Here is a 12936-nt window from a genome sequence, read left to right on the forward strand (position 1 = left end):
CATCATGGCCCTTAGTCGTCCGGGTGGGACACCCGGCCGGAATCACAGGTTGAAAAACCGCTTGGCGTTATCGCCCAGCACCGCCTGCTTGTCCTCCCTGGACATGTCGTCGCGTTCCACCACCTCCTCGATCTCGTGCTTGGCGGCCGGCAGGTCCACCTCGTGCGGATAGTCGGAGGCGTAGGCGAACGCCTCGATGCCCACCCTGCTCGCGACGTACGCGAGGGTCTCCTCGCTCCCCTCGCACCCCAGCAGGATTCGCCCGCCCTTGAGATACTCCACGGGACGCATCCTCGGCTGGTCCGCGGCGTCGAAGTAATTCTCGTCACGCACCATGCGGTCGATGAGGAAATCGAGCCAGCCGCAGCCGCCCTCCATGAACGCGGCCCGGAGCTTCGGATGCGCGTCGAAGACGCCGTGGTAAATGAACGAAACCAACGCGATCATCAACGGAACGGAATGGTGCAGGACGTGCGAACCCGTAAAGTTGGTGAACGTGTCCATTCCCATGCCCAGGTTGGAGCCGCCGTGAATGGCGATGGGCACGCCGAGTCGCTCGGCTTCCGCGTAGACCGGCCAGTAGCTCTGGTGGCCCAGATGGAGCGGCAGCCCCGTGGACGGCAGCATGCCGCCGACGAAGCCGAGCTTGTCCACCGCGCGCCGGAGCTCCTTCACGGCCTCGGGCACGTCCTGCATGGGCAGCAGCGCCACGGGCCGCAGCCGGTCGCTCACCTTGGCGAACTTCTCGTGGATGTAGTCGTTGTAGGCCTGGCAGACCTCTACCGCGTAACGGGGTATCTGGATCATGCCCACGGAGAGCCCTTCGGTGGTGAACAGGACGGTCTTGTCGATGCCAGCCTGCTCGAGAAAGGCGACCCAGTCCTCGCCGCTCCCCGGCATGTACTCGCTGGCGGTGACCCGCTCGTTGCCGGTGGTCCCGGCGTGGAGGGCGAAATGCATTCCGTCGATGGAAGGGAACACCCCCTGGCGGTCCCGGGCCGGGTTGGTGGCCTGCATCCTGATGCGGTCGCTCATGTAATCGGCCATGTCCGGGACCCACTCCACCACATGGCCGTCACAGTCCACTACGGAATAATCGTCATATGACACGGCATCCTCGCGAACCGCTCGCCGTCCCAGGCCAGACCCCTCCGGTCTCACGGCGTGACAAAGGACCCTAGTCGAAGCCCTGAACCGATGTCAAGGGGCAATCCTGGAAGCTGACAAAGATTGCCCATGCGCCGAAAGCGGGCCCGCAACCCGAGCCCCACGGAACTATTCTCCCAGGAAAACTTCGAGGGCCTTCTTGCCGGGCAACCCCGCCGCTTCCACGCTCGCTACCCAGTCCGCGTTGATCTTCTTGACGCCCGCCGTGTTCTTCCACTTCTCCCGGTCGGAGCGGGAGAACTCGATGATCTTGACGCCCTCGCCCTTGAGGAAGTTCTGGAACTTGACGTCGTCGTCCCTCATCGCCTTGGCCTCCCACACTCCCACTCGCTCGCCTTCCTCCAGGATGATCTTCTGGTGCTCCTTCGACAAAGAGTCCCACTTCGCCTTGTTCATGGTGAACGGCGTGACACCGGCGATGCATCCCATGGCGATGGTGTTCACGTACTTGGCCACCTCGTAGGTCTTGAACCGCTGAACGGTCTCGAAAGACATGATGCGCGCGTCAATGGTCTTGCGCTGGAGGGCCTCGTACACCTCACCGCCGGTCGTGCTGACGGAGACCGCTCCCGCCGCCTGGATGGCCTTGGGCGCGATGCGGCCGAAAGTGCCGACCTTCTTGCCCTTGAGAGCCGCCAGGTCCGGGATGGGCCCGCGAGAATTGAGATGATACTCCGCCGTCGCGGTCATGCCTACGAACACATGACCGAACTTGGTGATCTCCGCCAGCGCCTCCGGGACCTCCCTGAGCAGGCGCATCCCGCCTTCACGTGCCTTCACCGGATCACTGACGGAAAAGGGCAGACCCGCCACCTGAAGCAGCTTGATCTTGTCGGAGAAATACCCGACGGCCAGGTCGGCCATGTCCGCCGTGCCCAACTGCACCGCCTCCAGAGCCTCTTTGGCGTGCACGAGGGAGTTGGCCCAGTAGATCTGGACCTCGATTGCCCCGTTGGTCCGCTTCTCTACCCCGTTCTTGAAGTGAACCAGATAATCGGCGCGCGGTGTCCCGGGGCGGGTCGACTGCGTCGTCACCTTGAGAATGATCTTGGCTTGGGCGTCGTCCGGGACCGCCACGCCGGCCGCGCCCATCAACCCTGCCAGTATGAGGACTACCAACGATCTGGAAAGTGCTGCCATTGCGTGCCCTCCTTTCTGTGGTCAGACGCCCGACACTATTCGAAGCCTTGGAACGATGTCAAGGGACTTGCAACGACCGAGCTCTACGATACCAGTGCGCACCGCGCCGGTCGCGCCAGCAGGAACGTGCAAGAACCCGCTCCCGCCTGCGCTCCGTTGCATCGCTTGGCACAGGGACAGAGCGACGCACGGCAACCAGGTTCGGCCGATCCCCTCAGTTCGCCGACACCCGGTCCTTGGGAAAGTTCGAGGCCGCGGTGACGCCGCCGTCACAGATGAGGTTCTCGCCCCACACAAAGCCGGAGTCGTCGCTGGCGAGGAACAGCATGGCCTTGGCCTGGTCCTCGGCGGTGCCCAGCCGTCCCGCCAGGTTCTTGAACTCCCGGCCCACGGCGCCCTCGTCCTGGCCCACGGGCGAGCCCGAGCGATTGGGGGTCAGGCAGTTGACGCGGATGTTGTACTGCGAGAGCTGCACCGCCATGCCGCGGGACAGGTTGACCACGCCGCCCTTGGCGGCCATGTAGGCGATGGCGTCGGTGCGGCCGGAAAGGCCCGAGGTGGAGGCCACGTTGACGATAACGCCTCCCCTCCCCTGCTTCACCATCTGCTCGGCCACGTAGCGGCCCACCAGGAACGGTCCCTTGAGGGTCACGTCGATGACCAGGTCCCACTCCTCCTCGGAGATGCTGAAGATGGTCTCATGGTCCGTGATGGCGGCGTTGTTGACCAGGATGTCGATGCCGCCGAAGGCGTCCACCGTGGCATTCACCATGGCCTTCACGTCTTCGGTGTCGGCGACGTTGCACTTGGCGTAAATGGCCTCATGGCCGGCGGCCTTCAGGTCGGCGACAACCTTCTCGCCGCGGCCCGGGTCCATGTCCACGATGCAGATCTTGGCGCCTTCCGAGGCAAACAGCTTGGCGGCGGCCTCGCCGATGTTGCGGCCCGATCCGGTGATAATCGCAACGCGATCCTTGAGCTTCATGGTTCACTCCTCCTTGCCCCACTACGATCAGATCGTTCAGGGTCGGTTTGGTTGGTTTGGTTGGTACAGGGGCTCTACGACTTGTCGAGCATCCCCAGGAATATTTTCTCTGAAGTCACGGGCAGGTCCTTGATGCGCACGTCGACCGCGTCGTCCACCGCGTTGGCGATGGAGGGGGCCACCGGGATGAGCGAGGTCTCGCCGATGCCCTTGGCGCCGAACGGCCCGTTCTTGTGCGGCACCTCCACCGCGATGGGCGTGATCTCGTCGGGCATGTCGCCCAAGGCCGGCAGCACGTAGTCCACGAGGTTGGGGTTCACCAGGATGCCGTTGTCCCAAATCATCTGCTCGAACAGCGCCTGCCCCATGCCGGTGATGGCGCCGCCCACGAGCTGCTGCTGGCACCCCAGGGGCGTGATGACCTTGCCCACGTCCACCGCCGTGGCATGCTTCAGCACCCGCAGCCGGCCGGTGTCCCTGTCGATCTCCACCTCGCTGCCGCCGGCGCCCACGAACCAGAACGAGGAAGTGGTCTTGTCCCCGGTGTCGGGGTCGACGGTGCTGGTCTTGACCTCGCCCCGGCCCACCAACGTGCCCCCCTGCATGCCGAAGTGGTTGAACAGCACCTCGCGGATGGTCAGGGCGTTCTCGCGGAACAGGACCTTGCCGCCCTCCATGCGCGTCTCCTCCAAGGGCACGCCATGCTCCTCGGAGACGAACCTGCGGAGCTGCTCGCACAGGTCCAGGGAGGCCAGCTCCAGGGCCTTGCCCATGTGGAACGTCGAGCGGCTCGACGAAGTGGTGAGGTCGTAGGGCACCACGTCGGTGTCCACCCCCAGCACCGAGACCTGCTCCAGGGGTATCCCCAGGGTGTCGGCGACGATGGCGGCCATGGCCGTGTCCGAGCCCTGGCCCATCTCCACCGTGCTGGTGAACACGTTGACGCTGCCGTCCTCGTTGAGCTTGATGGCGGCGCACGAGATCGACGGGGTGATGGTGGCCTTGATGAGCGCCGCGAGCCCCTTGCCGCGCACCTTGGAAGGATCCGCCGGCGTCTCCGGCGGCTCGCCCCACTTCATCTCCTGGGCGACCTTCTCCAGGCAGCCCTTGACGCCGATGCTCCAGAGTCTCTCGCCGGTGACGAACTCGTCGCCCTCGTCGTAGATGTTCTGCATCCGCAGCTCGTAGGGGTCGCGCCCCAGCGCCTTGGCGATGATGTCGGTCTGCGACTCGCTGGCCCAGGCCGACTGGGACACACCGAAACCCCGGAACGCCCCGGCCGGCGGCTTGTTGGTGTAGACCGACTTGGCGTCGATCTTCACGTGCTTGAACTTGTAGGGCCCCGCCGCGGTGTAGGCGGACTTCTTGGCCACCCGCGGGCCGATCTCCGCGAAGGCGCCGGTGTCGAGGAACACCTCGGCCTCCCTCGCATGGAAGCTGCCGTCGGCCGTGACCCCGGTCTTCATGCGGATGAACGCAGCGTGCTTGGTCACCGTGTAGAAGACCTCTTCCCGGCTCAGCAGGATGCGCACCGGACGCTTGGCCTTCTGCGCCAGGGCCATGGTCAGCGGCTCGATCTTGGGATAGACCTTGCTGCCGTAGCCGCCGCCGAGATACGGCACCATGATGCGGATCTTCGACACCGGCATCTTGAAGATGTTGGCGAGCTGGGTGCGCACCACGAACGGGTTCTGGGTGGTGGACCACAGGTTCACGCGCCCGTCGGGCTGGAACGCCGCGATGCAGCCGTGGGGCTCCAGCGCCACGTGCTGGGTGGTGGGCAGGATGAACGTGTCCTCGAAGACATGCGCGCACTCCGCGAACCCCTGCTCGATGTCGCCCTTGCGCAGCTTGAAGTGGGTGCAGACGTTGGTGTTCTCGATGGGCTTGAGCTCCGCCAGGTCGGCGAACCCGTGCTCCGGTATGCGCACGGTCTCGTGCACCAGCGTGGCGTCCTCCTTCACCGAGTCGCGCACGTCCATCACCGGCTGCAGGTCCTCGTACTCCACCACTATAAGGTTTGCCGCCTCCTCCGCTGCTTCCCGGGTTTCAGCCGCCACCGCGGCCACCGGATCGCCCACGTGCCGGACCTTGTCCACCGCCACGATGGTCTGGTCCTTGAAGACCGGGCCGTAGTACGGCTCGATGCCGGTCCCCTCGACCACGTCGTCCTTGGTGTAGACCGCCACCACCCCCGGCACCTTGAGGGCTTCCGACGCGTCCACGTAGCGGATCCACGCGTGCGCCACCGGACTGCGCAGGATGGCGCCCTCGCACACTCCCGGCATCTTCATGTCCGCCAGGTACGCGGCCCGGCCCGTGAGCTTGGCCTGGTAGTCCAGCCGTTGTCCGTCCTGCGCGCTCAGCGGCCTCTCGCTTATCGCCATGACACGCTCCTTTGGAACCTCGCGCCGTCGCCTGTCGTGTTCCTATGCCTGGGCCACGCTGCGGATGGCCTGCATGATCTCCTGGTAGCAGCCGCAGCGACAGAAGCTGCCGCCCATGTAGCTCTTGATCTGTTCGTCGTCGGGGCGGGGATTCTCGTCCAGCATGGCCTTGGCGGTGAGCAGGAAGCCTGAAGTGCAATAGCCGCACTGAAGCGCCCCGTGCTTCATGAACGCCTCCTGCAACGGGTGCAGCCGGTCGCCGTCGGCCAGCCCCTCCACCGTGGTGACCTTGCGCCCGTCCGCGTCCACCGCCAGCACCGAGCACGCGCTCACTGGCTTGCCATCCAGCAGCAGCGTACACGCGCCGCACACCTGGATGTCGCAGCCCAGCTTGGCGCCGGTAAGGTCCAACTCCTCCCGCACCACGTCCAGCAGCGTGCGCCAAGGGTCCACCTCCACCTGGCACGACGCGCCGTTGACATCCATGGTGACGGCCTTCTTCATCCCGCAAAGTCCTCTCTGTCCGGTGTGTTGTTCGACCTCAACCGTGGCTTTTCGCGTTCTCGTACACCTTGGGCGCCAGCCGCCGCACCAGCGCCGCCACCATCTCGCGCTTGTAGCGCTCGGAGCCGCGCAGGTCGTCCATGGGGTCGCATTCATCGGCGGCGGCCCGGGCTGCCGCCTGGAGGTTCTCGTCGGTCAGCGGTTTCCCCTCCAGCGCCGCCTCGGCGTTGCGGGCGCGCATGGGCGTGGGCGCGACGCAGCCAAGCCCGATGCGCACGTCGCCGCAGGCGCCGTCGTCCGGGTTCACCGACATGCGCACGGCCACGCCGATGCAGGGCTTGTCCACCACGGAACTGCTGGAGAAGCGCACGTAGTCGATGGCGCCGTGGGCCGGCAGCGGCGGAATCACCACGTGGGTCAGCACCTCGTCCTCCCCCAACTGCGTCTCGTAGTAGTCCAGGAAGACGTCTTCCAGCGGCAGCCTACGCCCGCCCGAGGTGTTGGCGATGCGCACGGTGGCATCCAGGGTGATGAACACGCACGGCAGGTCGGTCAACGGCTCGCCCGAAGCGATGTTGCCCCCTACCGTGGCCATGTTGCGCACGCGGATGTTGGCCACGTCATGCTCCAGCTCGCACAGCACCGGCAGGCGTTCGGCCAGGAGGCTCGACGTCTCGATGTCGTGGTGCGTCACCAGCGCGCCGATGACCAGGTCGCCGCCGGACTCCTCGATGCGCCGCAGCTCGTCGATCTTCTTGATGTTGATGAGCGCGTCCGGCTGCAGGAAACCCTGCTTGAGCAGGATTGTGAGGGAGCTGCCGCCGGCGAACACGCGCGCGTTGCCGGCATACTGCTTGAGCAGCCCGCACGCCTCGTCCACGGTACCGGGTTCCAGGTATTCGAAGTGCTTCATGATCAGTGGGAAGAGTCTCCAAGGCGGTGGTGTCAGGGGTTACCGTTCATGCCGTTCGTCCTGAGCGTAGCGAAGCGAAGTCGAAGGGCGCCTCAGAGGTAGTCCACCTTGTCGACGCCCGGCACCACGACCTTGCGGTAGTACTCGTTGTCGTGGAGCGGCATGGTGGCGTCGATGCCCCAGACCGCCGTCGTGCGCGGTGCCGGAGCGGACGGGTCCAGGGTGGACATGGCCAGGTTCGGAACGATGATCACGTCCTTGTCCGGCTGGACGCGCGTGTTGACGGCCCATTCCACGTCCACCGGATCGTGCACGTTGATGTCCTCGTCCACCACCACCACGCGCTTGAAGCCCGCACCCGTGGCCAGCAGCGCCAGGATGACGTTGCGCGCCTCCGCGTCGTGGCGCTTGCGCATGGACACCACGGCGTGGTGCCGGAAGGTGCCGCCGGCGCTGACGCTGAAGTCCTTGACCTCCGGGGTGATGGCGGACACCGTGCGGTAGACCAGCGCCGCGTTGGCGCACTCGATGAGCGTATGGTTCTCGGTCACCGGCATGCCCGTGAGGCAGGTCTCGTAGATGGGGTTCCGGCGCATGGTGATGGCGGTGACCTGGATCACCGGCGCCTGCTTGCTCTCGCTGTAGGTGCCCGGGTACTCGCCGTAGGGGCCGTCCGACACCCGCTCCCCGGGAACGGTCACGCCCTCGATCACCACCTCCGCGTGGGCGGGAACGTCCACGTCGATGGTGTCGCACCGGGTCAACTGCACCGGCGCGCCGCGCAAGCCTCCGGCCACCGCGAACTCGTCCACCCCGTAGGGGACCCGGGACTGGGAGCCGATGATGATGGCCGGGTCCACGCCGATGGCGGTGGCCACCTCCAGCCCTTCGCCCCGGTCCTCGGCCTTGAGGATCATCCGCCCCAGGTGATGGTCCGGCGGCGCCCACAGCGACAGCCGGTCCTTGCCCAGCCGCAGCATGCGGTGGATGGACACGTTGGGAATGCGCGTGTCCGGATCCTTGCCGATCTGGACGCCGATGGTGACGTAGGCGCCGCAGTCCTTCTCGGAATGGACGCAGATGGGGAGCTTGTCGAGGTCGATTTCGTCGCCGGTCCAGCGCACCTCCTTGACCGGACCGGTGGACACCATCTCGGAGGGGATGCGCGCCTCCTCCAGGGTCAGGTAGCGCTCCAGCAGCTTGTCCTCGGTGACCCCCAGGCCCAGCGCCACCAGCCGCCGGGTGGCGTACAGCGCCCCCAGCACGCGCCAGTCGGGATGGTCCTTGACGTTGTTGAACAACAGCGCCGGACCGCCCACGTCGGAACTCTTCCGTATGCCGGCGGCGACCTCGAAGCGCGTGTCCACCTCCCGATTCACCTCCAGCAACTGGCCCTCGCGCTCCAGCACGTCAAGGAATTCTCTCAGGTCTTGATGCAATGTGGGTCTCCCGTTTACCGCTCCCTCTCCGTCGGCCCCCGGAAGCGGGAATCCAGACTAATTACCAAAAGGGACCTGGGGAGTCTACCATTTGACACCGCCACCCCAGGGGAGTACGGACAGGGCGCATGATCACGATTCGAGCCCTGCGCAAGGAGTTCATCGTCACCGACGGCAAGGTCGCCGCGATCAAGCGTCTCGACCTTGACGTGGACGAGGGGGAGTTCTTCGTCATCGTCGGCGCCAGCGGCTCGGGGAAGACCACCCTTCTGCGCTGCGTGGCGGGGCTCGAGACCCCCAACGGCGGCGAGATCCGCATCGCCGACCGCACCGTGTTCGGGGACGACCCGCCGGTGTGGGTGCCGCCCCAGGACCGGAACTTCGGCATGGTGTTCCAGTCCTACGCCGTGTGGCCGCACCTGACGGTGTTCGACAACGTCGCCCTGCCCTTGCGCGAGGGCGCCCAGAAGATTCCCCGCCAGCAGGTCAACGACCGGGTGCGCAACGCGCTCCACATGGTGCAGCTCGACGAGCAGATCGAACGCCCGTCCACGCTGCTGAGCGGCGGCCAGCAGCAGCGGGTGGCGCTGGCCCGCGCCATCGCCGTGAACCCCAAGGTGCTGCTCATGGACGAGCCCCTGAGCAACCTCGACGCGCGCCTGCGCGAGGACGTGCGCGGGCGCATCCGCGACCTGGCCAAGCAGCTCGGCGCCACCGTGTTGTACGTCACCCACGACCAGATCGAGGCCATGGCCATGGCCGACAAGATCGCCCTCATGAGCCTGGGCGAGCTGCTGCAGTATGGCAGTCCCACGGACCTTTACCGCAGCCCCAACTGCACCGAGGTGGCCGAGTTCTTCGGCTCCGTCAACTGGCTTCCCGGCCGGCGCGTGGAGGGCAACTTGGTGGAGACCCGGATCGGCCGATTCCGTCCGTCCGGCGATACCGAGCCAGGTACGGACGTGTTCGTAGGGTTCAGGCCCGAATGCATCCAGTACGCCGAGCCGTCGGACGAGGAGGCTGAAAACACTTTCGAGGCGCGCCTGACCTCCAGCGTGTTTCTGGGCGACCAGTTCGTCTACGACGCGACCGCCGGCGACGTCCCGCTCACCGGCAAGAGCCGCGCGGTGCCCACGACCCACGGGGACATGCTCTCGCTCCGCGTGATGCCCGACGACGTCATGGTGTTCGCGGCGGACGAGAAGAACACCACCTTCGTGAACTCGGTGGGCAAGCAGAGCTAGTGCTGGTGCCGGCTCCCGACCACCACTGACCCCCAACCCTACCCCGACTGGGCAGGCCCCTGGATTCAGTCAAGTCATCCTTCGTCAAGTCATGCCTTGACAAGTTATGGCTTGATGAACTCCAGTCCGTTGCATCGAATTCATCCCGCCATCTCACCGTTTCCGAAGGGGTCATCCCCGGTTTGCACTAACGCGGAAAACTGCTAGAAGGGAGTCCGTGTCAGAAACCCAACACCTAAGGAGGAGACTGATGCTAGATGTCAAACGTAACCACAGGTGGGCCTTGGCCCTGGGTGCGGCGCTCTGCTCCCTGTTCCTGGTCGCGGGGGCCTATGGGGCCGACGCTCCCAAGAACCTGAAGGAGCTGGTGGAGGCCGCCAAGAAAGAGACCACCATCAGAGCCATGTGGTCGTCGTCCAGCCTGAGCGGCGGCAAAGGCTTCTCGGAGGTCGTCGCCGCCATGAACAAGATGTACGGCACCAACCTCAAGCCGAAGTTCACCCCGGGCCCGTCCATGACCCGCATGATCGGCAATCTGACCCGTGAGATGAAAGCCGGGCAGCCCGCCAGCACGGACGTCGTTTGGGGCAACTCCGGAGGCGTGCTGCAGGCCAGCAAGGTGGGGCTGACGCGCTCGCTGCCCTGGAAGGCGTATCTCGGCCGCCCGATGCTGGACCCCGAGCCCGGTTTCGATCCCGTGGGCCCCAAGGGGAACGCGCTGGCCTCCGCCTCGACGCTCGTCGGCATCATGTTCAACTCCGACGTGGTGAAGGGCGACGACATCCCCAAGAGCATGCACGACGTCCTCGATCCCAAGTGGAAGGGCAAGATCGCCTCGACCCCTTATGCCGCGGGCGTGCGTGAGTTCGCCATGGACGACCTCCTGGGCAAGGAAGTCATGGTGGACTACACGAAGAAGCTCGCCAAGCAGATCGGCGGCCTGATCCGGTGCGGCGCGGTCGACAAGCTCACCAGCGGCGAGTTCGCCATGCTGGTGTTCAGTTGCGGCGACCAGTACGTCAACCGGTACGCCAAAGACGGAGTCCCGCTGGGTTACGCGGTGGTGAAGGAGGCGGTGGTCTCCCACACCCGCTACGGCTCCGTGCCGGTGCATTCGCAGTCTCCCGCCGCCGCCGCCCTCTTCGTGGCGTACCTGCACACGCCGGAAGGCCAGAAGTGGATGTGGGACAGGAACGGCCTGGACTTCCACCTCTATCCCGAGTCCCACCAGCGCAAGACGCTCGATGGGGCCAAGGCCCAGGGCGCCAAGGTGGTGGTCAACTCACCGCAATGGCTGGGGAGCCAGACCACGTATCGCAAGACCCGCAAGGAACTCGAGAAGATCCTGGCGGAAGGCAAGACCAACTAGCGGCGCAGAGGACGCGGGCGGGCCGGCGGCCCGCCCGCAGCCATCATGGAACAAGTCGCAGGCTGGCCGCGGCTGCGCGCCCTCCGGCCCAAAGCGTCCCCGCTTCTCACGGGGCTCGCCAGCATCCCGTTGCTGGTGATTTTCGTGTTGGTGGCCGTGCTGGTGTGGATCAGCTTCCAGACCGGCATCCTGGGCAGCTTCGAGGCCGACTACAGCCTTGACAACTACGCCGAACTGCTGGGCGACGCCTTCGTCGCCCGGGTCACTTTCAACACGCTGATTTTCACCATCGTCACCACGCTGGTGGCGCTGGTCATCGGCCTGCCCATCGCCTGGCTCACCGAGCGCACCACCCTCCCCGGCAAGGGTCTGGTGTACGCCACCATGACCCTCGGGCTGCTGATCCCCGGCATCTACACGGCCATGGGGTGGACCTTCATGGCGCACCAGCGCATGGGCTTCGTCAACCGCTGGCTGGTGGGCACGTTCGGCCTCGAGCAGGGACCCTTCAACATCGCCACGCCGACGGGCATGGGCTTCGTGCAAGGGCTCAGCCTCGCGGCGCTGGCGTTCATCCTGACGGCGCAGATGTTCCGCGCCATGAACCCGTCGCTGGAGGAGGCCGCGAAGATCCACGGCATGAGCTTCTTCGCCACCTTGCGACGGGTGACCTTGCCGCTGGCCTTCCCCGCCATCCTGGCCGCGGTCATCTACATTGCCACCATCGCCATCGCCACCTTCGACATCCCGGCCATCATCGGTCTCGGCAACCGCGTGTACATGCTCAGCACCTTCGTCTACCTCAAGACCAACCCCGGCGACGACGAGTTCCCGGAACACGGGGTCACCGCGGCGCTGGGCGTGCTCATGATCGGCGTGGCGGTGCTGCTGACCTGGTGGTACAGCTCGGTGCTGCGCCAGGGCCACCGCTACGAAGTCGTCACCGGCAAGGGCTACCGCCCCACGCTCGTGGACCTGGGCCGCTGGGGCTGGGTGGGCTGGGCCTTCATCGGCATCTACGTCGTCGCCTCCAAGCTGCTGCCGCTGCTGCTCATCGCCTACGTCGCGCTGACCCCGTACGTGGCGCCGCCCTCCTGGGAAATGCTGAGCCGGATGTCGTTCATGGCCTTCTCGCGGGTCGACTGGGACCTGGTCTACCGGGGGCTCACCAACACCGTGCTGCTGGTGGCGCTGGTGCCGACCGTGACACTAGTGGTCGCCTTCGCCATGTCGTGGCTCATCGTGCGTTCCGGCAGCCGCTACCGCTACGTGCTGGAGTTCGGCGCGTTCCTGCCCCACGCCCTGCCGGAGGTGATCCTGGCCATCGCCGCGCTGCTGCTGTCGCTGTTCGTGCTCAAGGGGTTCCTGCCGCTCTACGGCACGGTATGGCTCATCGCCATCGTCTATGTGGTGTCGCGGCTGGCCTTCGCCACCCGCGCCCTGAACAGCTCGCTGCTCCAGATCCACAAGGAACTGGAGGAAGCGGCCTACACCTCGGGCCTGTCACCGGTGCGGACTTCCTGGCGCATCCTCGTGCCGCTGCTGCGTCCCACCATCATGTCGGTGTGGATCTGGTCCGCCATCCTGGTGTACCGGGAGCTCACCGTGGCGGCATTCCTCATCAGCCACGACAACATCACGCTCCCGGCGGTGATCTGGAGCTACTGGAACTCGAGCGCCACCAGCCTGGCGGCCGCGGTCACGCTGGTCATGACCGGCGTGCTGACGCCGCTCATCCTGATCTTCTGGTGGTTCGGCCGGCGCTCGCTGATGCCGGAATCGTAAGAG

The 12936-nt window shown here is 65.8% G+C and carries 10 protein-coding genes; 3 read left to right on the forward strand and 7 right to left on the reverse strand.

The window, feature by feature from the left end:
* Nucleotides 1-42: 42 nt before the first annotated feature.
* The 7 genes from OXU42_05535 to OXU42_05565 all read right to left on the reverse strand — a co-directional run bounded on the left by OXU42_05535 (nucleotide 43) and on the right by OXU42_05565 (nucleotide 8535).
* Complete coding sequence (locus OXU42_05535; GenBank protein ID MDE0028854.1) at nucleotides 43-1110, reverse strand: amidohydrolase family protein; 1068 nt, start codon at nucleotides 1108-1110, stop codon at nucleotides 43-45.
* A gap of 165 nt (nucleotides 1111-1275) precedes the next feature.
* Nucleotides 1276-2307: a TRAP transporter substrate-binding protein DctP gene (gene dctP / locus OXU42_05540; protein ID MDE0028855.1), complete on the reverse strand. Its 1032-nt coding sequence runs from the start codon at nucleotides 2305-2307 to the stop codon at nucleotides 1276-1278.
* Between the two features lie 214 nt (nucleotides 2308-2521).
* Complete coding sequence (locus tag OXU42_05545) at nucleotides 2522-3292, reverse strand: SDR family oxidoreductase (GenBank protein ID MDE0028856.1); 771 nt, start codon at nucleotides 3290-3292, stop codon at nucleotides 2522-2524.
* A 74-nt stretch (nucleotides 3293-3366) separates the two neighbouring features.
* Entirely contained in the window at nucleotides 3367-5679 is a 2313-nt protein-coding gene (locus OXU42_05550) for a xanthine dehydrogenase family protein molybdopterin-binding subunit (protein MDE0028857.1), read from the reverse strand.
* Nucleotides 5680-5721: 42 nt separating this feature from the next.
* Nucleotides 5722-6183 (reverse strand): (2Fe-2S)-binding protein, encoded by a 462-nt coding sequence (locus OXU42_05555; GenBank protein ID MDE0028858.1) that lies wholly within the window; start codon nucleotides 6181-6183, stop codon nucleotides 5722-5724.
* 37 nt (nucleotides 6184-6220) lie between these two features.
* Complete coding sequence (locus OXU42_05560; protein MDE0028859.1) at nucleotides 6221-7096, reverse strand: xanthine dehydrogenase family protein subunit M; 876 nt, start codon at nucleotides 7094-7096, stop codon at nucleotides 6221-6223.
* Nucleotides 7097-7188: 92 nt separating this feature from the next.
* Nucleotides 7189-8535 (reverse strand): UbiD family decarboxylase, encoded by a 1347-nt coding sequence (locus OXU42_05565; protein MDE0028860.1) that lies wholly within the window; start codon nucleotides 8533-8535, stop codon nucleotides 7189-7191.
* A 128-nt stretch (nucleotides 8536-8663) separates the two neighbouring features.
* Here OXU42_05565 and OXU42_05570 point away from each other — a divergent pair, with 128 nt between their 5' ends.
* The 3 genes from OXU42_05570 (at nucleotide 8664) to OXU42_05580 (ending at nucleotide 12933) form a co-directional block, all read left to right on the forward strand.
* The gene (locus OXU42_05570) at nucleotides 8664-9779 is read left to right on the forward strand and encodes an ABC transporter ATP-binding protein (GenBank protein ID MDE0028861.1); all 1116 of its coding nucleotides are present in this window, start codon (nucleotides 8664-8666) and stop codon (nucleotides 9777-9779) included.
* A gap of 250 nt (nucleotides 9780-10029) precedes the next feature.
* Entirely contained in the window at nucleotides 10030-11148 is a 1119-nt protein-coding gene (locus tag OXU42_05575) for an extracellular solute-binding protein (protein MDE0028862.1), read from the forward strand.
* A gap of 45 nt (nucleotides 11149-11193) precedes the next feature.
* Nucleotides 11194-12933, forward strand: a complete 1740-nt coding sequence (locus OXU42_05580) for an iron ABC transporter permease (protein MDE0028863.1) — start codon at nucleotides 11194-11196, stop codon at nucleotides 12931-12933.
* Nucleotides 12934-12936 lie beyond the last annotated feature (3 nt).

It is taken from the genome of Deltaproteobacteria bacterium (assembly GCA_028818775.1).
Classification (GTDB): domain Bacteria; phylum Desulfobacterota; class Binatia; order UBA9968; family JAJDTQ01; genus JAJDTQ01.

What these genes read in the sequence shown, in the direction of transcription:
- dctP (MDE0028855.1), bottom strand. Translation starts at nt 2,307, where the DNA reads ATGGCAGCACTTTCCAGATCGTTGGTAGTCCTCATACTGGCAGGGTTG.
- OXU42_05545 (MDE0028856.1), bottom strand. Translation starts at nt 3,292, where the DNA reads ATGAAGCTCAAGGATCGCGTTGCGATTATCACCGGATCGGGCCGCAAC.
- OXU42_05550 (MDE0028857.1), bottom strand. Translation starts at nt 5,679, where the DNA reads ATGGCGATAAGCGAGAGGCCGCTGAGCGCGCAGGACGGACAACGGCTG.
- OXU42_05555 (MDE0028858.1), bottom strand. Translation starts at nt 6,183, where the DNA reads ATGAAGAAGGCCGTCACCATGGATGTCAACGGCGCGTCGTGCCAGGTG.
- OXU42_05560 (MDE0028859.1), bottom strand. Translation starts at nt 7,096, where the DNA reads ATGAAGCACTTCGAATACCTGGAACCCGGTACCGTGGACGAGGCGTGC.
- OXU42_05570 (MDE0028861.1), top strand. Translation starts at nt 8,664, where the DNA reads ATGATCACGATTCGAGCCCTGCGCAAGGAGTTCATCGTCACCGACGGC.
- OXU42_05575 (MDE0028862.1), top strand. Translation starts at nt 10,030, where the DNA reads ATGCTAGATGTCAAACGTAACCACAGGTGGGCCTTGGCCCTGGGTGCG.
- OXU42_05580 (MDE0028863.1), top strand. Translation starts at nt 11,194, where the DNA reads ATGGAACAAGTCGCAGGCTGGCCGCGGCTGCGCGCCCTCCGGCCCAAA.